Origin of the sequence: Guptibacillus hwajinpoensis (genome assembly GCF_005144865.1) — a bacterium.
Lineage (GTDB): Bacteria > Bacillota > Bacilli > Bacillales > Guptibacillaceae > Guptibacillus > Guptibacillus hwajinpoensis_A.
Genome location: NZ_SWFM01000003.1, coordinates 70,749 through 92,595, shown reverse-complemented (window position 1 = coordinate 92,595; position 21,847 = coordinate 70,749). Strand labels below are relative to the sequence as shown.

22 protein-coding genes are annotated in these 21,847 nt (G+C 40.1%); 21 read left to right on the top strand and 1 reads right to left on the bottom strand.

Annotation, left to right across the window (positions count from 1 at the left end):
- Nucleotides 1–37: 37 nt before the first annotated feature.
- On the top strand, nucleotides 38–1,009 hold the full coding sequence (gene hepT / locus FBF83_RS11290; protein ID WP_136947274.1) for a heptaprenyl diphosphate synthase component II: 972 nt from the start codon (nucleotides 38–40) through the stop codon (nucleotides 1,007–1,009).
- A 102-nt stretch (nucleotides 1,010–1,111) separates the two neighbouring features.
- Nucleotides 1,112–1,555 (top strand): nucleoside-diphosphate kinase, encoded by a 444-nt coding sequence (gene ndk, locus FBF83_RS11285; RefSeq protein WP_136947273.1) that lies wholly within the window; start codon nucleotides 1,112–1,114, stop codon nucleotides 1,553–1,555.
- Between the two features lie 78 nt (nucleotides 1,556–1,633).
- On the opposite strand, the gene FBF83_RS11280 is transcribed toward ndk, so the two are convergent.
- Nucleotides 1,634–3,055 carry an amidase gene (locus FBF83_RS11280; RefSeq protein ID WP_136947272.1) on the bottom strand — a complete coding sequence of 474 codons (1,422 nt, stop codon included), beginning with the start codon at nucleotides 3,053–3,055 and terminating at the stop codon, nucleotides 1,634–1,636.
- 441 nt (nucleotides 3,056–3,496) lie between these two features.
- Here FBF83_RS11280 and aroC point away from each other — a divergent pair, with 441 nt between their 5' ends.
- The 19 genes from aroC to qcrB all read left to right on the top strand — a co-directional run bounded on the left by aroC (nucleotide 3,497) and on the right by qcrB (nucleotide 21,809).
- Entirely contained in the window at nucleotides 3,497–4,669 is a 1,173-nt protein-coding gene (gene aroC, locus FBF83_RS11275) for a chorismate synthase (protein WP_136947271.1), read from the top strand.
- 2 nt (nucleotides 4,670–4,671) lie between these two features.
- The gene (gene aroB, locus FBF83_RS11270; RefSeq protein WP_136947270.1) at nucleotides 4,672–5,745 is read left to right on the top strand and encodes a 3-dehydroquinate synthase; all 1,074 of its coding nucleotides are present in this window, start codon (nucleotides 4,672–4,674) and stop codon (nucleotides 5,743–5,745) included.
- A gap of 2 nt (nucleotides 5,746–5,747) precedes the next feature.
- Nucleotides 5,748–6,110 carry a chorismate mutase gene (aroH, locus tag FBF83_RS11265; protein ID WP_136947269.1) on the top strand — a complete coding sequence of 121 codons (363 nt, stop codon included), beginning with the start codon at nucleotides 5,748–5,750 and terminating at the stop codon, nucleotides 6,108–6,110.
- Nucleotides 6,111–6,390: 280 nt separating this feature from the next.
- Entirely contained in the window at nucleotides 6,391–7,902 is a 1,512-nt protein-coding gene (gene trpE, locus FBF83_RS11260) for an anthranilate synthase component I (protein ID WP_136947268.1), read from the top strand.
- Complete coding sequence (gene trpD / locus FBF83_RS11255) at nucleotides 7,895–8,920, top strand: anthranilate phosphoribosyltransferase (RefSeq protein WP_136947267.1); 1,026 nt, start codon at nucleotides 7,895–7,897, stop codon at nucleotides 8,918–8,920. The genes trpE and trpD overlap by 8 nt, the downstream gene beginning before the upstream one ends.
- Nucleotides 8,913–9,683 (top strand): indole-3-glycerol phosphate synthase TrpC, encoded by a 771-nt coding sequence (gene trpC / locus FBF83_RS11250; RefSeq protein ID WP_136947266.1) that lies wholly within the window; start codon nucleotides 8,913–8,915, stop codon nucleotides 9,681–9,683. Before trpD ends, trpC begins: the two co-directional genes overlap by 8 nt.
- The gene (locus FBF83_RS11245) at nucleotides 9,631–10,308 is read left to right on the top strand and encodes a phosphoribosylanthranilate isomerase (protein ID WP_240688077.1); all 678 of its coding nucleotides are present in this window, start codon (nucleotides 9,631–9,633) and stop codon (nucleotides 10,306–10,308) included. Before trpC ends, FBF83_RS11245 begins: the two co-directional genes overlap by 53 nt.
- Before the next feature lie 2 nt (nucleotides 10,309–10,310).
- Complete coding sequence (trpB, locus tag FBF83_RS11240) at nucleotides 10,311–11,498, top strand: tryptophan synthase subunit beta (protein ID WP_136947265.1); 1,188 nt, start codon at nucleotides 10,311–10,313, stop codon at nucleotides 11,496–11,498.
- Nucleotides 11,491–12,318 (top strand): tryptophan synthase subunit alpha, encoded by an 828-nt coding sequence (gene trpA, locus FBF83_RS11235; RefSeq protein ID WP_136947264.1) that lies wholly within the window; start codon nucleotides 11,491–11,493, stop codon nucleotides 12,316–12,318. The genes trpB and trpA overlap by 8 nt, the downstream gene beginning before the upstream one ends.
- A 9-nt stretch (nucleotides 12,319–12,327) precedes the next feature.
- Nucleotides 12,328–13,431, top strand: coding sequence for a histidinol-phosphate transaminase (hisC, locus tag FBF83_RS11230; RefSeq protein ID WP_136947263.1), 1,104 nt, complete (start codon nucleotides 12,328–12,330; stop codon nucleotides 13,429–13,431).
- Nucleotides 13,428–14,534: a prephenate dehydrogenase gene (locus FBF83_RS11225; protein ID WP_136947262.1), complete on the top strand. Its 1,107-nt coding sequence runs from the start codon at nucleotides 13,428–13,430 to the stop codon at nucleotides 14,532–14,534. Before hisC ends, FBF83_RS11225 begins: the two co-directional genes overlap by 4 nt.
- 13 nt (nucleotides 14,535–14,547) lie before the next feature.
- Complete coding sequence (aroA, locus tag FBF83_RS11220) at nucleotides 14,548–15,834, top strand: 3-phosphoshikimate 1-carboxyvinyltransferase (RefSeq protein ID WP_240688076.1); 1,287 nt, start codon at nucleotides 14,548–14,550, stop codon at nucleotides 15,832–15,834.
- Between the two features lie 482 nt (nucleotides 15,835–16,316).
- Entirely contained in the window at nucleotides 16,317–17,276 is a 960-nt protein-coding gene (locus FBF83_RS11215; RefSeq protein WP_136947261.1) for a hypothetical protein, read from the top strand.
- Nucleotides 17,246–18,520: a tetratricopeptide repeat protein gene (locus FBF83_RS11210; RefSeq protein ID WP_136947260.1), complete on the top strand. Its 1,275-nt coding sequence runs from the start codon at nucleotides 17,246–17,248 to the stop codon at nucleotides 18,518–18,520. Before FBF83_RS11215 ends, FBF83_RS11210 begins: the two co-directional genes overlap by 31 nt.
- 71 nt (nucleotides 18,521–18,591) lie before the next feature.
- Nucleotides 18,592–19,128, top strand: coding sequence for a ReoY family proteolytic degradation factor (locus tag FBF83_RS11205; protein ID WP_136947259.1), 537 nt, complete (start codon nucleotides 18,592–18,594; stop codon nucleotides 19,126–19,128).
- A 73-nt stretch (nucleotides 19,129–19,201) separates the two neighbouring features.
- Complete coding sequence (locus FBF83_RS11200; RefSeq protein WP_169525400.1) at nucleotides 19,202–20,020, top strand: GNAT family N-acetyltransferase; 819 nt, start codon at nucleotides 19,202–19,204, stop codon at nucleotides 20,018–20,020.
- Between the two features lies 1 nt (nucleotide 20,021).
- Complete coding sequence (locus tag FBF83_RS11195; RefSeq protein WP_136947257.1) at nucleotides 20,022–20,492, top strand: YpiF family protein; 471 nt, start codon at nucleotides 20,022–20,024, stop codon at nucleotides 20,490–20,492.
- 135 nt (nucleotides 20,493–20,627) lie between these two features.
- The gene (locus FBF83_RS11190; protein ID WP_136947256.1) at nucleotides 20,628–21,125 is read left to right on the top strand and encodes a ubiquinol-cytochrome c reductase iron-sulfur subunit; all 498 of its coding nucleotides are present in this window, start codon (nucleotides 20,628–20,630) and stop codon (nucleotides 21,123–21,125) included.
- 12 nt (nucleotides 21,126–21,137) lie between these two features.
- Nucleotides 21,138–21,809, top strand: coding sequence for a menaquinol-cytochrome c reductase cytochrome b subunit (gene qcrB, locus FBF83_RS11185; protein ID WP_048309255.1), 672 nt, complete (start codon nucleotides 21,138–21,140; stop codon nucleotides 21,807–21,809).
- Nucleotides 21,810–21,847 lie beyond the last annotated feature (38 nt).

Here is a 21,847-nt window from a genome sequence, read left to right as displayed (position 1 = left end):
CAACAGATATTTTGTGATAATCAGTTAGGTGGATCTCATGAAATTAAAAACGATATACGCTTCCTTAAAAAAAGATTTATCCTTTATTGAATCCGAATTGGAGCAGACAGTGAATGCTCATCATCCTGTTCTACGTGACGCTTCTAACCACCTATTAAAAGCGGGAGGGAAACGAATCCGTCCTGTTTTCGTTTTGCTTTCAGGAAAGTTCGGAGATTATAATTTAGTACTTATGAAAAATGTTGCAGTTGCGCTTGAATTAATTCACATGGCTTCACTCGTACATGATGATGTTATTGATGATGCTGAGATGAGGCGCGGCACGAAAACGATCAAAGCAAAATGGGACAACCGTGTTGCCATGTATACAGGAGATTATATTTTTGCGCGTGCGGTTGAACTTGTCACAGAGCTTAAAGATCCAGCGGCAAATACCATCTTATCCAATGCCATTCTAGAGATGAGCATTGGAGAAATAGAACAGATAAAAGACCAATTCAATTGGGATCAAAATGTAAGAGATTATTTTCGAAGGATTAAACGGAAGACAGCTCTCCTGATTGCTACTTCATGTGAATTAGGTGCTGTAGCTGCAGGAGCATCGAAGGCAGAACAACAACATCTTAAACAATTTGGCTATTATGTAGGCATGTCATATCAAATAACGGATGATATCCTAGATTATACTGGAACTGTTAAAGAACTTGGCAAACCAGCTGGTGGGGACTTACTACAGGGTAATATAACTTTGCCAGTTCTCTACGCGATGAATCAAGGAAACATGAAACGTGAAATCATGAACATTTTCTCTAAAGAATTAAATACCTCACAAGAAAAGGTCAATCAAGTTATTTCGATTGTAAAGTCCTCAGGTGGTATTGAATTCTCACAGCGAATTAGTGATCGCTATCTACAGAAAGCCTTCAATGAACTTGAGCAGCTTCCAGCACAGTCTGCTACAACTTCACTTAGACAAATTGCAGAATATATCGGTAAAAGAAAACATTAAAAGGAAATGTTGTTATTTTTGCGAATATTTGATAGAATTTTGAAGGGCAGAAAAACGCTTTCTGCCCTGTACATATACTTTGTTGAAGGTGAGGAGATTTTCATGGAAAAGACATTTCTAATGGTTAAGCCTGATGGCGTGCAACGTAACTTGATTGGTGAAATTGTTTCGCGCTTTGAAAAGAAGGGCTTTAATTTAGTAGGTGCAAAATTGATGACGGTTTCAAAAGATCTTGCAGAAAACCATTATGGTGAACATAAAGAACGCCCATTCTTCGGTGAGCTTGTAGACTTCATCACATCAGGACCTGTTTTTGCAATGGTATGGGAAGGTGACAATGTGATCTCAACTGCTCGTACAATGATGGGAGCAACGAATCCAAAAGATGCAAATCCTGGTACTATTCGTGGAGATTACGGTGTTCAAGTTAGCATGAATGTTATTCATGGTTCAGACTCTCCAACAAGTGCAGAACGTGAGATTTCATTGTTTTTTAATGAAAATGAATTGAACGAATATGCAAAAACCATTTCTAAATGGGTTTAAAATTTTCTCTAAAATGAAAGCGCTTATATTTACTGAAGCCGGACTTAGTGTCCGGCTTTTTATTTTTTGGGAGAAAGTTTAGTAAAGTAAAGGAGTGGGGAAACCCTTTTCTAACTCAACTGTTCGTGCGATTTGAAGTAGTAAGCTATCATTAAATTTAGTTGTTGCGGCTTGCAAACCAACGGGTAATCCTTCCGAAGTTAATCCTGCTGGGATTGAAATAGCGGGATGTCCAGTGCAGTTGTATAGTTGCGTCATCATCCAATCAGAGATTGGTGAAGTGGTCCTACCATTTATCGAAGCTGGTCCTTCGCTGGTGTATGGAAAAGCAGGTACACCTAATACTGGTGAAAGAATGGCATCATAGTGATTAAGTTCACTTTGCAAGGTATTCCATACAATCGTACGTTGGATTTCAGTTTCACGAAGCTCAACGGCACTTAACTCTCTTCCAGCTTTGATCATCTCTGAAACAGATGCGCTAAACTGTTGTGGAAACTGATCGAACAGAGGGCCATAAGCTGAGGCAAGTCCTGCATACCACATTTTATTAAAGAAAGATATAAGCTCTTCTAACTTCATATCAAATTGAATGGGAACCTTTTCGACCTTCGCACCATGCTTTCTTAAGATTTCAATAGTATCTTCTATTTGTGCTTTTACTATAGGGTCACATGGATACAAGCCAAAATCTTCTGTATAGGCAAAAGTTAGCCCTTTTACACCATTTGAAAGTTCATTTAGTAGATGTTCTTCAGGTAATGGAACAGAAAAAGGGTCGTTCGGTTCGTAGCCTTGCATTATTGAAAGGAGGAGGGCTGCGTCCTCAGTTGTTCGACTCATTGGACCATAGTGGACAAACGGTTGTGTTGTCCCAAAGCGATTAATAGGAGAGCTATCAAATGGGACTCGTCCAAATGTTGGTTTTAACCCAATGATCCCGTTAAGACTTGAAGGAATTCGAATCGAGCCTCCCCCATCGCTACCTTCAGCTATAGGCACGCATTTACTGGCAACAGCTGCTGCGGATCCTCCGCTAGACCCACCAGCAGTTAACAATGAATTCCATGGATTTTTGGCGGGTCCTAATATCTGGTTATCGGTTGTTCCTTTATGGCCAAATTCTGGAGTGTTTGTTTTGCCTATAATAATAGCGCCTGCTTTTTTGATTCGTTTCACGATGGTTGGCTCATGTGTTGCTAAGTGATCTTGGAAAAGAGTTGATCCAAATGTAGTACGCCTATCGATCACAGGCGTGAGATCTTTAATAGCAATCGGCACACCATGAAGGGGACCGATTGATTCACCTTTCATAAGAAGCTCTTCAGCAAGTTGAGCTTCTTGTAGAGCTTCTTTTTCGAATACAGTAATGAACATATTTAACTTTGGATTGAGATGTCTAATTCGTTCAAGATGACTAGTAATAACATCTACTGGTGATAGTTCTCTAGTGGATATTCGATGTGCCATTTCTCTAGCGCTTAAGTCTGTAATAGACATATGTACACTTCCTTTTAAAGTTAGGATTATTCTAACTGTAGCGAATAATAGATTCTCAATCAATCATAAACAGTCATTCATAAACAGCATCTTTGCTCAATCAAATAACAGGCTCTTTTCGCATACTTTGTTGCTATAACAGGAGTGGTTGATTTGCGCTCTAGGATGCTCGCTTTCCGCGGGGCGCGTGGTGAGCATCCTTCCGCTCCAATCAGCCAAATGTGGTATTTTCTAAGAAAAATCTTTTGAAAGCAACAATCTTTCAGAAAAGAGCGATATAAAATAATATAAGATAAATCAATATTCCCTTTGGCTGTTTTTTTAGCGAGATTATGATAGGATAGCTGCAACATTAATCGAAATTTTAATAATCCTTACACTAATTATATTCGGTATGATATAGTAGTACGTAAAAGCGTCAAAGCATATGGAGGAGATAGGATGAGATACTTAACAGCAGGAGAATCACACGGACCACAATTAACGACTATACTAGAAGGACTTCCGTCAGGGCTTGAGCTATTAGCGGAAGATATAAATACAGAACTAGCTAGGCGTCAACTTGGGTATGGTCGTGGACGTCGTATGCAAATTGAGAAAGATCAAGTCCAAATTCTAAGTGGTGTACGTCATGCGAAATCAACTGGAGCTCCTATTGCACTAGTTGTTGAAAATAAAGACTGGACGCACTGGAAGAATTATATGGGTGCTGAGCCGTTAACAAAAGAACAGGAAGACAATATGAAACGACAAATCTCACGTCCGCGTCCAGGGCATGCTGATTTAAATGGTGCTATTAAATACGGCCATCGTGATATGAGAAATGTACTAGAGCGTTCTTCAGCTAGAGAAACAACCGTTAGGGTTGCGGCTGGAGCAGTAGCAAAGAAGTTACTTAAGACACTTGGCATTCAAGTAGCAGGCCACGTACGAATGATTGGTGGCGTTGAAAGTAGCTATGAAGGCGGTCTGTCGCTTGAAGAAATGCAACGGGTTTCAGAAGAATCTCCAGTTCGTAGTCTAGATGATGAGGCAGGAAAGAAAATGATGACAGCCATTGATGATGCAAAAAGCAATGGTGATTCAATCGGTGGGATTGTAGAGGTTGTTGTTGAAGGTTTACCTATTGGACTTGGCAGTCATGTTCATTACGATCGTAAACTAGATTCCAAAATAGCGGGAGCAATCATGAGTATCAATGCGTTCAAAGGTGTAGAATTTGGCATTGGATTTGAAGCTGCGAAGAAACCTGGTAGTGAAGTTCATGATGAGATTCAATGGTCTGAAGAAGAAGGCTATACACGTAAGACTAATAACCTTGGAGGTTTCGAAGGTGGAATGACGACAGGTATGCCTATCGTTGTAAAAGGTGTGATGAAACCAATCCCAACCTTATACAAACCCCTTCAAAGTGTTGACATTGATACAAAAGAACCGTTTGCTGCAAGCATTGAGCGTTCTGATAGCTGCGCAGTTCCTGCTGCAAGTGTCGTAGCAGAAAATGTTGTAGCTTGGGAAGTTGCATGCTCAATTCTTGATAAATTTGGTCATGACCGTATTGAAGAAATTTCTGAAGCGCTTAATCAGCACAGGAAGTACAGCCGGGAGTTTTAAAGGTGGATACAATTAGAATCGAAACGAGCGGTGGTAGTTATCCAGTTCATATCGGAAAGGGCATTCGGTCGAAATGGAGAGAATTAATAGACAATTATGCTTCGTATTCTAGTTTCTTTATTATTACGGATGAAGCTGTTGAAGGACATTATTTGTCATCCATTCTGGGTAAAGAGAAGCTCGCTTATTTTGTAGTTCCGTCTGGAGAAGAATCTAAATCCTTTGAACAGTATCATAAATGTATGACCGCGTTGCTTGAGGCGGATCTCGATCGAAAGTCATGTATTATTTCCCTTGGCGGCGGTGTAGTCGGTGATCTCGCAGGCTTCGCCGCAGCTACATATATGCGAGGTATCGACTTTATCCAAATGCCAACAACGTTGCTCGCGCATGATTCAAGTGTTGGTGGTAAAACAGGTATTAATCATGAACTAGGGAAGAATTTAATCGGTGCTTTTCATCAACCGGTTGCTGTTATTTATGATATTGAATGTTTGCGCACTTTACCTGAAAGAGAGTGGCGCTCAGGGTTTAGTGAAGTGATTAAGCACGCTCTGATTCATGATGAAACATTCTTGAACTGGTTATTAGATCGAAGAAAGGCCATTCGGAATTATACTGATGATGAGCTTCAGTTCATGATTAAGGAAGGCATAAACGTTAAAGGGGCAATTGTTAAAGAGGATGAGCGTGAAACAGGCGTAAGGTCTTATTTGAACTTTGGCCACACGCTTGGTCATGCAATAGAGGCTGAATTAGGATATGGAAAGATGACACATGGTGAAGCTGTAGCTATTGGAATGATCTATGCTCTTAGAATGAGTGAGGAATACTTTCAAACAAAACTTCGTATGGATGATTTAAGAAGCTGGTTCCAAGAGTTAGGTCTTCCTGTAGCAGTCCCTCGTGAACTTAACAGGAGGAAGCTTCTTCAACGGATGAAGAAAGATAAAAAAGCCGAGAATAAGAGTTTACAATTTGTCTTGCTTAAGAAAATTGGTACTCCTATTAAAGTAAGCATTGATGATGAAACTGCACTTAAGCTACTTGAAGTAAGTGTTGAAAGGAGCGTCTGACTGTGATTAGAGGGATCCGCGGGGCGACAACAGTTAATGTAAATGAAAAGACCGCTATTGTTGAAGCCACAACAAAGTTATTGAAAGAAACAATTGAACAAAATAAGGTAACACCAGATTTAGTTGCATCCATTCATTTTACAATGACAAAGGATTTGGATGCTGTTTTTCCTGCTGAAGCGGTCAGGTTATTTGACGGATGGGCAAATGTCCCTCTCCTTTGTTCATCAGAGATTGATGTAGAGGGTTCTTTACCATTTTGTATCAGAATACTAATGACAGTGAATACAACCCAAGCACAAGATGACGTTCAACATGTCTATTTAGAAAATGCTGTTTCGCTACGTCCCGATCTTGCGAGTTGACAAATATTCATCACCATACTAGGATAGTAATAAGTTTAGAGCAGAGGCAATACAGGAATTACGAGTTGAGAGAGCTGAGAATAGGATAGTTGAGTTGAGGAGAGCTTAGAGGGATACGTCTATTCACCCCCTGAGGTTATTCAGGGGGTTTTTATATACCCTTTTTCGGTATTGTGATAATTCAGACAGATAAAGTCTGTTCTTTGTCATACCACATTTTCCATCCTCGGAACGCTCAACATTTCCATTCTCCATTACTTATTATGGAGAGGTGAGAACGTTGACTACAGATTATTCTTCTTTTCAAAGAGATGCCGCAACATACGGAACAATCCCGCTAATGAAGTCGTACTTTCTTGATACGACAACACCCATTCAAATATTTCAAAACATTGGCAAGCGTGCCAGTTTTCTTTTAGAGAGTAGCGATCAGGAATCCAAATGGTCTCGCTATTCATTTATTGGCGTTGATCCCGTCTTCTCGTTAATTGAACAACACGAGCTATTTAACGTAGTTGATGCGGACGGTAACAGTATCCTTGAACGTAAGGATTTCCAATCAGGGGTTCAGGCTTTATTTGAGTACTTGAATCCAAAACTACCCGATACGTCTTTTCCTTTCTATGGAGGAGCGGTAGGTTATATAGGATACGATGCGGTTAGTCAGTTTGATAAAGTTCCTGTTCATCAAGATCGTGATGAAGAGATGCCGTTATTTCACTTTATTGTTTGTGAGAATCTAGTAATTTATGATCATCATTTAAAAAGACTAACTGTTTGTCATCATGCTAGATTAAATGAGGAATCTAATGTGGAGCAGGTTTACCAAAATGCTTTCAAAGTTATGGATGAACTTGTTTCAATTGCGTCTAAGCAAACACAAGGAGACGCGATGCACTTACCTGATGAATTCACTGATGAAGTTGACTTCTCTCAAGTTAAATCTAATTATGAAAAGCACAAATTTTTACAAGATGTTGAGAAGATCAAGAAATACATTGAAGAAGGTGACGTATTTCAGGCAGTCCTTTCACAGCGGTTCCAAAAAGATGTTTCCATTAGTGGTCTCGATTTATACAGGGTGCTTCGGATTATTAACCCATCGCCATATATGTTCTACTTGAAAATGAATAACGTTGAAATTATTGGTAGCTCACCTGAGAAGCTAGTACAGGTTAGGGATGGCAAGGTAGAAATTGATCCAATAGCAGGAACGAGAAAACGTGGAAAGACGGAGAAAGAAGATGAAGCACTAGCTGAAGAGCTTCTACATGATGAGAAAGAACGTGCGGAACATTATATGCTCGTTGATCTTGCAAGAAACGATGTTGGTAGAGTTTCTGAATATGGAAGCGTCACTGTTCCACAGTTAATGGATATCGGTAAGTTCTCACACGTGATGCATATTATTTCAAAAGTCACCGGGGTTTTAGCTCCTAGATTTACTAGTCTTGACGCAGTCGTTGCGTCTTTCCCGGCAGGTACAGTGTCCGGTGCACCTAAAGTAAGGGCAATGCAAATCCTTAATGAATTAGAACCAACTTCAAGATCCATTTACTCAGGAGCCATCGGATATATCGGTTTTGATGGAAATATTGATTCATGTATCGCAATTCGAACAATGGTGATTAAAGATGGAACGGCATACGTACAGGCTGGTGCAGGAATTGTAGCCGATTCTGTACCAGAAAATGAGTGGGAAGAGACGCGTAATAAAGCAAGTGCACTTATAAAAGCCATTCAGGTAGCGGAAGCGATTTTCGAGAAAAAGGAGGAGCGGTTAAATGTTTAAAGAACAGTTACAGAGAATGATTGACGGAGAGACACTTTCTGAATCAGCGGCAGAAAAAATAATGGATGTTATTATGGAAGGAAGAGCAGATGATTCACAGATCGCTAGTTTTCTAACGATTCTTGAAATGAGGGGCGAAACGGTTGATGAACTTACTGGTTTTGTCAGATCGTTACGCAACCATGTCATACAACTTGACCATGGTGGTCTCCCTCTAATTGATACATGTGGTACCGGAGGGGATGGGCAATCGACCTTTAACATTTCGACCGCTTCAGCTATTCTTGTTTCAAGTCTTGGAGTTAAAGTAGCGAAGCATGGTAATAGAGCTGTTTCATCCAAAAGTGGAAGTGCGGATGTATTGGATGAACTAGCCATTCCAACTCAATCTTCTCGTGATGATGCAATCCAAACACTGAAAGATAGAAACATGTGTTTCTTGTTTGCACCAAATTACCATACCGCAATGAAGCATGCCGTTAATGCTCGCAAAGCAATCGGTTTTCGAACAGTATTTAATAGTCTTGGTCCATTAGCTAATCCAGCAGGTAGTCAGTCACAGTTAATTGGAGTTTACAGCCACCAAAAAGCGTTAAAGATGGCGGAGGCTTTAAAACGTCTTGGCACAAAGCGAGCATTGTTCGTTACAGGTGGTGAAGGTATGGATGAATGCTCGATCTCAACTTACACAGATTTTGTTGAGTTGAAAAATGGAGAAGTATTCACATATCGCCATACACCAGAAGATGTAGGACTAACATCATGTAATCAAATTGATTTAAGAGTTAATACATCACAAGAAAGTGCTTCGCTCATCCTGCAAATTTTTAATGGCGTTGGGAATGAAGCGAGTACAGGAATTGTGCTTTATAATGCCGGAGCAGCGCTTTACCTTGCTGGTGCATGTGACTCGATTAAAGAGGGCGTTCAGATGGCAAGCGACGCAATCAATAATGGTACTGCAATAAATCAACTGAATCTCTTACGCGAGGAAAAGGAGTTGAATGTTCATGCTTGATCGAATAATAGCTGTTAAGCACGAAGAAATGGCGCGATTTAACATGCCTGAAGATCAAAAATTCAATAATGTATCATTCGTTGGAAGTTTACAAAACCCCAAGCATGAGTTAGGCCTTATTGCCGAAGTAAAGAAAGCTTCTCCATCAAAGGGAATTATAAATGACAATTTTGATCCGGTGGAGGTGGCTGAGGCATATGAAAGAGCAGGTGCCGATGCCATTTCAGTACTAACTGATGAAACATTTTTCAAAGGATCAAACTCTTTCCTGACAGCAGTTAAGAAACAGGTGAATTTACCGATCCTAAGAAAAGACTTTATTATCGATGAAAGACAGATCGAAGAAAGCAAACGAATAGGGGCGGACGCAATTCTATTAATTGTCAGAGCGCTTGGTGTTCAAAAAACAAAAGAGTTCTATCAGCTTGCAGCTTCATTTGGTTTAGAGTGTTTGGTAGAAGTTCATTCAGAAGAAGAACTGAAGGAACTGATTGTTTCTTTTACACCTGCTGTAATAGGAGTTAACAACCGCAACCTAGCAACTTTTGAAACATCTACAAAGCAAACGCATCTGCTTAGTCATTATATACCTGAATCAACTTTGTTAATTAGTGAGAGTGGCATTTCTACTTACGAAGACATCCAAGATGTTAAGAAAGCAGGGGCTTCAGCTGTACTTGTTGGTGAAGCACTAATGCGAGGTGGCACATATGAAGCAGGAATTAGAAAATTGTTTGGTGAAACAGTACATGAAAACGCCTGAACTTAAACTATGCGGTAATCGCTCCTTAAAGGATTGGCAAACTGTTAGGTTGAGCGGTGTTCAGTACGCGGGATTTATTTTTGCGAATAGCGTTCGACGTGTTTCAAATGAAGAGGTTGCAAAATGGCTTGAAGATTATCCGCCAGAAAAAACGATGAAAATTGTAGGAGTGTTTGTTAATCCTGAGCTAGAAGATTTGGCTCAGACCGTAAGCGAGGTTCCGTTAGATATTATACAACTGCACGGCAAAGAAACTCCAACATTTGCAGCGAAAATCAAGCAAATGACTGGAAAACAAGTTTGGAAAGTGCTTCATCATGGTGATGGCGCGCTTACTGATATGTCACGGTATTCAGAAGTAGTTGACGGTTACATCGTCGATACGAAGCTTCCTGGACAATGGGGAGGGACTGGCAAGCGATTTGATTGGAAGGCGATTCCTGAATATCAAGTCAAAGCTGAGAAACAAAATGTTCCTTTGTTTATTGCTGGAGGAGTAAGTCCAGATAATGTTCATGAGTTAATTGAATACAATCCTGATGGTATTGATGTTTCAAGCGGAATCGAAATAGATGATAGGAAAGATGAGAATAAGATTAACCGAATGAAAGAAAGGCTGGGATAAAGATGTCAACAATGGTACCTGATCAGCGCGGTAGATACGGAAGATTTGGTGGTAAATACGTACCTGAAACAGCAATGTATGCACTAGAAGAATTAGAGCAATCATTAGATGAAGCTATGGCTGATGAACAGTTTATGGCAAACTACCACGAAGAATTGAAAAAGTACTCTGGGCGACCAACACCTATTACGCATGCAGAAAATTTATCCAAACGCCTGGGTGGAGCACAAATTTATTTAAAGCGAGAAGATCTTAACCATACGGGTGCACATAAACTAAACAATGCTATTGGACAGGCACTTCTTGCAGTACGAATGGGTAAAGAAAAAATAGTAGCAGAAACAGGAGCCGGACAGCATGGTGTAGCTGCCGCAACAGTTGCTGCACGATTTGGTCTAGAGTGTAAAGTATTCATGGGTAAAGAAGATATTAGACGTCAAGAATTGAATGTCTTTCGGATGAAGCTTCTAGGAGCTGAAGTGGTTCCTGTATCATCTGGTAGTAAGACGCTGAAAGATGCTACAAATGAAGCTATTCGCTATTGGGTAGCAAATGTGGAAGATACATTTTATTTAATAGGCTCAGTCGTAGGACCACATCCATATCCTAAGATGGTTCGCGACTTCCAAAGAGTGATTGGAGACGAATCACGAGAGCAAATGGAAGATCTTCCTAATAAAGTCATCGCTTGTGTTGGCGGTGGGAGTAACGCAATGGGAATGTTCTATCCATTTCTTCAGGATGATGTTCAATTAGTCGGTGTAGAGGCTGCAGGTAAAGGAATCCATACTGGTGAACATGCAGCAACACTATCAGAAGGACGACTGGGTGTTATTCATGGTTCTATCACGTATCTACTTCAAAATGAGACTGGGCAAATTCAGGAACCTCATTCCATTTCAGCTGGTTTGGATTATCCGGGTATCGGACCTGAACACGCGTACTTATCGGAAACTGGTAGAGTAACGTATACTGGTATCACTGACATGGAAGCACTTGATGCTTTGAAAGTATTATCAGAAGAAGAAGGTATTATCCCAGCAATTGAAAGTGCACATGCCCTATCTGAAGCGATTAAACAAGCGCCTGACATGGCAAAAGACGAAACGATTCTTGTTTGTCTATCAGGTAGAGGAGATAAAGACGTTCACACGATTATGGAGCATCTTGGAGGTGAGGTTGATGAATAAACGTTTTGAAAAACACGTCGATGGACGCAGCGATTTATTCATCCCGTTTATTGTAGCGGGAGATCCAACTGAAGAAGCAACAATTAAGCTTGCGCTTATGCTACAAGAAGAAGGTGCGAATGCGATTGAACTCGGAATTCCTTATTCTGACCCGTTAGCAGATGGCCCAGTTATTCAACGGGCCTCCATTCGTGCACTTGAGCATGGGATGAGTTTAGAGAAAGCTATGAATATCGTTCCAAAAATGCGCGAACGCGGACTTGAAATTCCTGTGATTGTATTTACTTATTACAATCTTTTGTTACAATTAGGAGAAGAACGCTTCTTCGCTTTAGTGCGTGAAAATAACATCGATGGACTTTTAGTGCCTGATCTTCCTTTTGAAGAGAGTGAAGAATGGAGAGAAAGCTGTAAAATGAACGATACGGCTCTTATCTCGCTAGTAGCTCCAACAACATCTGATAAGCGTCTTACTGCAATTGCTAAGGAAGCAACAGGCTTTCTCTATTGCGTTTCATCACTCGGAGTTACAGGTACACGTACAGATTTTCATTCGTCTGTCTTCGAATTTATTGATCGCGTAAAATCTCTAAGTCCTATTCCTGTCGCTGTTGGTTTTGGGGTCTCTGCTCCAGAGCAGGTAGCAAAACTAAAAGAATACTGTGATGGAGTAATCGTTGGGAGTGCGATTGTTCGTCAAATCGAAGCGCAAGTTGATGGTTTAACAAATGAAGAAACACAGGTAGAAGCGATCGATCATATTCGTTCATATATTCGCGATTTGATTTCTCCATATGAAAAACTGAAAATTAATACGTGAGGTGTACGCATGATTCCAAAACAACAATTGAAGGGTCTTACCCCTTACAAGCCAGGTAAACCAATTGAAGAAGTGAAAAAAGAACTTGGGCTAAAAAAAGTTGTGAAATTAGCTTCGAATGAGAATCCTTATGGCTCATCTCAAACTGTTAAAGAAGCCATTCAGAAAGAATTAACACAACTGCACATCTATCCAGATGGATATGCTTCCTCTTTAAGAACAGCTGTAAGTGAATATCTTAATGTTAAAGAAGACCAGCTTGTATTTGGTAACGGTTCTGATGAAGTAGTGCAAATGATTTGCAGAACGTATCTCGAAAAGGGAACAAATACGGTTATGGCAACACATACTTTTCCTCAATATCGGCATAATGCAGTCATTGAGGATGCTGAGATTCGTGAGATTCCATTGCAAGATGGAAAACATCAGCTAAACAAGATGTTAGATGCTATTGACGAAAACACTCGCATTATTTGGGTTTGCTCGCCAAACAATCCGACAGGGGAGCATGTACCAGAGAAAGAATTAATTTCATTTTTAGACAAAGTACCAGAACATGTACTTATTGTAGTTGATGAAGCTTATAAAGAATATGTAACAGCCCAGGACTTTCCTGATACGTTAGCTGTACTAAATAACTATAAAAACCTTGTTGTACTTCGAACATTCTCAAAAGCATACGGAATTGCAGCTCTTCGCGTAGGTTTCGGTGTAGCGAACACTGAAGTGGTTTCAGCAATAGAACCATCTAGGGAGCCGTTTAACACGTCTCGCGTAGCTCAAGCAGCTGCAATTGCGGCCTTAGGCGACCAGAAATTTATTGATATGTGCCGTGTGGAGAATGAGAAAGGCCGTTCACTTTATTATGGATTCTGTGAGCAGTACGATTTAGAAGTATATCCTTCACAGGGGAATTTCGTGCTAATCGATTTTGGTATACCAGCTGATGAAGTATTTAATTATCTATTGAAGAATGGTTACATTGTTCGATCAGGGTCTGCTCTAGGATTCCCGACATCTGTAAGAATTACTGTTGGTTCCGAAGAACAGAATAGAGAAATTATTAGCTGTCTTACTCAATTGTTAGTTGAACGTAGAAAGGTCCAGTCATGAGTAAACAAGTCGCTGTGATTGGTCTTGGTTTAATAGGAGGTTCGATTGCGCTTGCAATCAAAAAAAACCACAAGGATGCATGGATAACTGGTTTTGATGTAAATGAAAATCAGCTCCAGCTTGCAAAAGCTCTTCGAGTCGTTGATGAAACAGCTTCTTCATTAGAAGAAGCTGTCCAATCAGCCGACTTTATAATGATTGCTGCACCCGTTGTTCAAACTGAACACATTTTGGCGCAACTGAGTGAGGTTTCATTAAAAAGCACCGTTATTATATCTGATGTTGGTAGTACGAAGCATTCGATTGTCAAACATGCTAAAAGTATTTTACCTCCCTCGATAACGTTTATTGGTGGACATCCTATGGCGGGTTCACATAAAACAGGCGTATCTGCCGCTAAATCTCATTTATTTGAGAATGCCTTTTATATTCTTACTCCTGATCAAGGTGTTGAAGAAAAGGACCTCAGTAGGTTGATGGATTTGTTAAGTGGTACAAATGCAACGTTTGTCGAGTTAGAAGCAGAAGAGCATGACTATCTGGTGGGGTTGATTAGTCATTTTCCGCATATACTTGCAGCAAGTCTTGTGAATTTTGTCAGTGAGAGTAATAACAATCAACGTTTTAATGTAGCTAGATTTGCAGCAGGGGGGTTTCGTGACATTACACGTATTGCGTCTGCAAGCCCTGTGATGTGGCGAGACATTCTATTACGAAATAAAAAAGTCTTGCTACAAATGACAGATGACCTGAAGCTAGAACTGGACCGAATACGAAGCTACATTGAACGAGAAGATGGCGACAAAATTTTTGATTACTTTGCAGATGCCAAAGATTTTCGTGACGGTTTACCTGTTCGCTCAAGAGGAGCTATTCCAGCATTTTATGACTTGTTTCTAGACGTCCAAGATCAACCAGGGGTCATTGCATCTGTTACACAGAAACTTGCGGGTGAAGAAATATCGATTACCAATATTCGTATTATTGAAACGCGTGAAGATATCATGGGAGTTCTGCGAATTAGTTTCAGGTCAGAACTTGACCGAGATAATGCCAAAGTAGTTCTTGAACGTGATTTCGATACGTATGTTGATGATAAATAAGGAGATCGTTAGTATGGAAACGATAATGAAAGCAAATAGCCTTCAAGGAACTATCACAATACCGGGCGATAAATCAATTTCGCACCGGGCCGTCATGTTTGGATCGATTGCGGAAGGCACAACTCATATTACGAATTTTCTTCCAGGTGCTGATTGCTTAAGCACGATTGCGTGTTTTAAACAAATGGGTGTACATATCGAACAGGATGGCGCTTCTGTAGTCGTAGAGGGTTCTGGAATAGATGGATTACAAGAACCCTCAGAGCTTCTTGATGTTGGGAATTCCGGTACAACATTCCGTCTTATGATGGGTTTACTAGCAGGGCGACCATATCACTCAGTGCTTGCTGGAGACGAATCAATTGCCAAAAGACCAATGAACCGTGTATCAATTCCATTACTTGAAATGGGAGCTGCTATAGACGGGAGAAGCAAGGGCACTTATGCACCGATCTCAATTAGAGGTGGAAATCTAAAGGGTATTACATACACATCTCCTGTTGCGAGTGCGCAGGTTAAATCAGCTATTCTTTTAGCGGGTCTTCAAGCGACTGGTGTTACAACAGTGCATGAACCACATTTGTCACGGAATCATACAGAAAATATGCTAGAGAGCTTTGGTATTGAAGTGAAGCGTGATGATCGATCCGTTAGCGTAGAGGGTGGACAGAAGCTAAAGGCAACGAATGTTGAAGTACCTGGTGATATTTCATCAGCAGCTTTCTTCCTTGTAGCTGGTGCAATTGTTCCAGATAGTACGATAACTCTTTTGAACGTCGGTATAAATCAAACCCGTTCTGGTATTCTAGATGTTTTAGAACAAATGGGAGCATCACTATCTATTCTAAATAGAAGGATCGTTAATCAGGAAGAAGTGGCTGACTTAACAATTAAAACGAGTAATCTTTCTGGCTCAACTATTGAAGGAGAGATGATTCCTCGCTTAATTGATGAGCTTCCTATTATTGCACTTCTAGCTACACAGGCAAATGGTAGAACAGTAATTAAAGATGCTGAAGAATTAAAAGTGAAGGAAACCAATCGTATTGATGCGGTCGTTGAAGCGCTTCAGAAGCTTGGAGCTTCAGTTACAGCAACGAGTGATGGAATGATTATTGATGGACCTACGCCACTCCATGGGGCAGCAGTATCTAGTCTTGGTGACCATCGTATCGGAATGATGCTTGCAATCGCTGGATGTATAACACAAGGGCAGGTAGATCTAGCTATGCCAGAAGCTATTAGGGTTTCTTACCCTGACTTTTTTGAACACTTAAAGCAGTTGAGAACAGGTTCCTAGGGGCCTGTTTTTTTCTGAAGTTATTTTAAAGATTGATTCGCGAAAACAATTCCAATTTTCTAAACAATCAGTTGATTTTCTTTAATTACCTGTTATAATAAGAATAGTAATGGTTTCTCTCCACTCCTATCCATATTTACTTTGTCCCTGTGTTTTGAAAGCGCTATCAATCGCTTTCTACACAGGGAATTTTTTTCATTGCAATTCTTTTAGGCAGGCTCTTTTCGCATATTTTGTTGCTTAAAGAGTAGAGAATGATCTGCGCTGCAGAATGCTCGCTTTCCGCGGGGCGGAAGGTGAGACTCTGCTTACGCTTCTGTACGCTTCTGTGGGGTCTCACCTGTCCTCTAGTCCCGCAGGAGTTGAGCACCTTCCACTCTAATCAGCAACCATCTTTTAGAAATGAGCCTTTAGGCAAGACATAAACGACCTCCCCTGCACATAGCCTGTCAGTACAAAGGCAGGTAAGGGGAGGAACTAAGATGAAACATCTATTTGAAAATGTTTCTATTAATGGAACTAATTATAAATTGGTTACCGAATCAAAAATAACTTACAAAACAACCGATGGACGATTAGAAAAAGGAATTAGCTGCTCATTTGATCGTCTCTTGATGAAACCCGGGAAAATCCTGTTCATAGAAGGACTACATTCAAAATCTGATGATGAATTATTTGAAGATATGAAAGAGTTCATAATGCGTGGAGCAACAACGATCCTTACAATCTCGACTATGCATCATGAAAAGACATTTGAGCAAGAATTTACGGAATCGATTTGTGCACTTAATAAAAGTCCAATTGATTACGTAATCGGAATACGAATGGATGCGTCATACCTTACACCAGAGGTAATTAGAAAATGTGCTCGTCACCATGTTCCTGTCGTTATTGCTGAGTTTAAAACAGAGGAAAGCTGGAATGATGTTGTGTTAGAATGGATCATTCAAGCTAATTTTCCATATAGGGCTGTCATAATACCAGATTTTTCATTTCTTAAAACTCTACCCAAAGATAAAATCGAGCAAGAGCGCTTAAGGCTCTTATGTGAAGCTCAATTGAAGGGACTTGATGCCTCCTTCTATCAAGAAATAATAAATAAGAAAGAACTATCACCTGAGATGTTGAAAAGAACAGGTCTCTATCCGATGAAAGGCTGTTTAGCATCTGGGGCAGATTTTGATTATAATCTCTATAGAGAGAATTCAGGCAATCAAGTTGAAGAAGAGCAAAATCTTGATTATGATGGAAGAGACCCAATCATTTCAGGACTTCGTGGAGAATTACTTAAAGTAAACGACAACATTATGTTGAAATCAGGGTACGGTAAACACCTGACTATTCATAAACCATTGTTTTTCACTGCGGATCACCGAAATAAAATAAGAAGTGTTAGAAGGAGTTTTGGAGCGTGGAGCGTCTTAAACAAGCTGTCTCGTTAATTGAGTCAGGAAATTTCGAAAAAGGATTGGAAGAACTTAAAGAAGTTCGTAAGGAAGCTGATCACGAAGGATTGTACGATCTATCCAACATTTATTACAGTCTTGGATTAATTGAGGACTCAAGGGATGTAGTTGAGGAATTATTAATTCATTACCCAAAAGAGGGCGAGTTGCTCGTACAGGCGGCTGAATGCTATGTAGATCTTGAGCAGGAGCAGGATGCCATCGCTGCACTTAATAAAATAGATGCGAACGACGCTGCTTATCCTCCGGCCCTTTTGTTACTTGCTGACTTGTATCAAACAGAAGGATTGGAAGAGGTAGCTGAACAAAAATTACTTGAGGCAAAAAGGATTTCACCGGATGAGCCAATCATTGATTTTGGTCTTGGGGAATTCTATCTAACTCAGGGACATCACCTTAAAGCTGTTCCTTATTACGAATCAGTACTAGGTACCAAGGGTGAGTTAGCTAATGAGAATATCGAACTTAGACTGGCAGAAGCACTAAGCGGAAGCGGTCAATTTGAAGAGGCCCTTACATTCTATGAGAAAGGTCTAGAGAACGGGCGTGAAATTAATGCACTATTCGGATATGGGTTCACTGCACTACAAATCAGTGAGTATCGAAAAGCAATTAACGCTTTTAACGAATTAAAAGACCTTGATCCCCAATATAGTACCCTTTATCCATATCTTGCTAGAGCATATGAAGAAGAAGGTGCAACAACTGAAGCGATTCAAACGCTTGTTCAGGGTATTAAAGTAGATGAATTTAACGAAGAGCTATATTTACAAGCAAGCAGGTTAAGCTATAAAACACATGATAACAAAAGTGGTGAGCAGTACTTACGTGAGTTACTTGCCATTAATCCAACGCATATTGAAGCAGCAAAAACACTAGCTACCTTCCTTAGAACAGAGGAGCGTTATGAAGATATTATTGACTTGCTCAACAATATTGAGGAGGGTGATCAGAGTGATCCTTATCTCGACTGGTCAGCTGCAACAGCTTATGCACAGATGGAAGAGTATAAAGATGCCATAAAACGTTATGAAAACGCATATACTTATTTCAAAAACGATCCTATTTTTCTTGAAGAGTATGGTTTGTTCTTAATTGAGGAAGGTCGCCGTGAAGAAGCTGTAGAAGCATTTAAACTCGCTTTGAAGCTTGATCCAACGTTAGTACACCTTGAAGAAGAAATTCTCCGGTTCGGTGAAGAAACATTTAACGAGGAATAAAGACGGTGTAGAAGGAAATTTATCTTCAATGACGAATTCTTAAATTAGGAAAATCTCAGGGAGGAATCGCTATGAGCAGCTCCGTTTCTGTCGTTGAAAAGAAGGACTTTCTTAAATGGTTTCTTAAGAATTATCAGGTTAAAAAACGTGAATGTGTTTGGCTATTAAATTATTTAATTAGTGATGAAGTGCTCATGGGGAACGTTCACTTTGTTGAAAATGCTGAATTTTGCCCTAAGGCACTCGTTATTTCAACTCATTGCGTTGAAAATGCACCTTTCCGTTTTTACAAACATAATATCATTACAACAGATCCAGAAAAGTCATTTCATGACATTCGCCTGAATCAGGACGAGCCTATTTACATTCAGCTCAATTTTAAAAGCAAGAATGTTTCTCCCCAATATGTTGCGGTTCTGGAAGAAAATCCATTCTTACCAGAGAACATGGCTGCAGATAAGAAATATTCCTTCCTAGCTGAAATGGTTCTTGATGAATCATTTACCCGCTTTAAGCGAGATTCAATTCTTAAACAGATCGATGAGGCTTTGGATCAAAATGATGAGGTAACATTTCAGAATTTAAGTAAACAACTAAATAACCTCTAACCCTTGAATCTTTTCAAGGGTTTTTTTATACTTTATATTGGTTCAAATGGAGGGCGGAAGAGGGGAGACTAACTTGATCCGTAAGTTGACGGCAGCTGATATTGAAGAAGTAACTGGAATGGAAACTGGTATCGAAGACGACTATGTCATTCGTATTTTCTCTAAACTAATTGAAGAAAATTACATGCTAGGGTATTTTGAAGCACATACACTTGTTGGAATAGCTGGAGTAACCATCTATGAAGGAGAAGTTGCTGTCTTGGGTAGACTGCGCACCCATAAAGAGTATCGTGGTAGAGGAATTGCTTCTACTCTAATGAACCAACTTAAGAAAGAATCCTTCCATTCATTAGACATGGACTGGGTAGGATATGCGACAGAAATGAATAATATAGCGGGCAATCGAATGGCACGCCATTTACAGATGAATCTCGAAGCTATTGTTGTATCATCACGTATAAGTCCTGGTGCTGTAGAAGGTACTCATGATACTCAACCCTATCGATCTGACTTTTCTAGAAACAGTAAGAAAAAATACTTGGAAGAGTGTAGTGAAAAAGAGAGACTTCCATTCTTCCCTCATTCAATATATTATCCCCTTCCCTATGTCCCTAAGTTAACAGTTGGATATTTAGATTCAATCGAAATGTTTCAAAATGACCTTGGAAGCTTTATGATAATGAAAGAGGAAAAAGGAGCTTCGTATCTTCATGTCAAGGTTTGGAACGAGCGAACGTTACATAGTAAAGAGATGTGGCAGATCGTGAATGCTGAGGCGGAAAGAGAAGCCAGATCAATTTGGATTGACCTACCATTAGATCAAGCGAATTGGCTAGAAGCACAGTCACACCAAACAATTTGGCACTTATACGGAAAAAAAAGGAGCATGTAAAATGAGATGGACCGAATCAGATATTGCGATTTACGAAAAAGAGAGAGAATACGTGGATACAGCAGTACTTCCCCTAATACCGATTTCAATGACATCAAGTGTTAAAACGACTGTATCAATGGGAGAATACATATCAATTATTTCGGGAGAATTGGAAAGACAACTGAAAGGGCGCCTTTTATTAATGCCTGCATTTACTTATCTCCAAACAGAAAATAGTGAATCGCGAGTTGAGCGACTTAAGCAAGTAGAGGAAGAGCTATACCAGGGTGGAATCAAACACATTATCACACTATCCGCTGATGTAGAATGGAAACAGTCTGAAGCTCAGTTATCTAGTGCACTATTATGGATGCCTGCTATCCCTCTTGAACACATGGATGAACAATATAAAATGGAAACGGTGTCAGCACAAGTTAAACAAGTTCTACAATTTGTCACAAATACATGGCAAAGTAATACAAATAGTTGATTTGAGGCATACTAATTACTAATCCGAATATTGACAGAGCGAGAGTGACTACGCTATCATAGGAATGTCCTAGTTATATGTGTTTACTATTTAAATGTCCGGCTGGACTGACTTCATAGGATAGGGGGGAAACCAATGGCGAAGAAAAATGAAGTAACAAGACGCCAATTTCTAAACTACAGCCTGACTGGTGTAGGCGGATTTATGGCAGCAGGAATGCTGATGCCTATGGTTCGTTTTGCAATTGATCCATTGTTAAAAGAAGGAGCCAAACAGGATTTTGTACCTGTTATGGACACAAGTGAGATTACGAATAAACCAGTTCGTAAGGAATTCAAAATTGACCAGGTTGATGGTTGGTATGAATCTGAAGTAACGCAATCCGCCTGGGTTTACAAAGATGAAAAAGACGAAATTGTCGCACTTTCACCTGTGTGTAAACACCTCGGATGTACAGTTGACTGGTCTTCAAATCCTGCATATCCTGATCAGTTTTTCTGCCCATGTCACGCGGGCCGTTACACCAAAGATGGTATGAACGTTCCTGGCACACCGCCACTTGCACCACTTGATGTTTACAACAAGAAAGTCCAAGATGGAAAACTCTACCTCGGAAAACCTGAACCACGTTAGGGGGCGTAATCTATGTTAAATAAAATCTATGATTGGGTAGATGAACGCTTAGATATTACGCCAATGTGGCGCGATATTGCAGATCACGAAGTGCCTGAGCACGTTAACCCTGCTCATCACTTTTCAGCGTTTGTTTATTGTTTTGGAGGACTAACGTTCTTTATTACCGTTATCCAAATCTTATCCGGGATGTTCCTTACAATGTATTATGTACCTGACATTGTAAATGCCTGGGAGTCTGTTTACTATCTTCAAAATGAAGTAGCATTTGGACAAATTGTTAGAGGAATGCACCATTGGGGAGCCAGTCTCGTTATCGTTATGATGTTTCTACATACCCTTCGCGTATTCTTTACCGGCTCTTACAAAAAACCTCGTGAGTTAAACTGGGTTGTTGGTGTTTTAATTTTCTTCGTAATGCTTGGTCTTGGGTTTACTGGATACCTCTTACCATGGGATATGAAAGCGCTATTCGCAACGAAAGTTGGTCTTGAAATTGCGGTTACAGTTCCTATTATAGGAGAGTGGGCGAAAACCCTTCTTGCCGGAGGAGAAATCATCGGCGCACAAACACTCGCACGTTTCTTTGCGATTCACGTGTTCTTCTTGCCAGCAGCTCTTCTTGGATTGCTAGCTGCTCACTTTATCATGATTCGTAAACAGGGTATATCTGGCCCGTTGTAAAATTCGTTTAAGAACTTATTACTAATTAACGACACAAT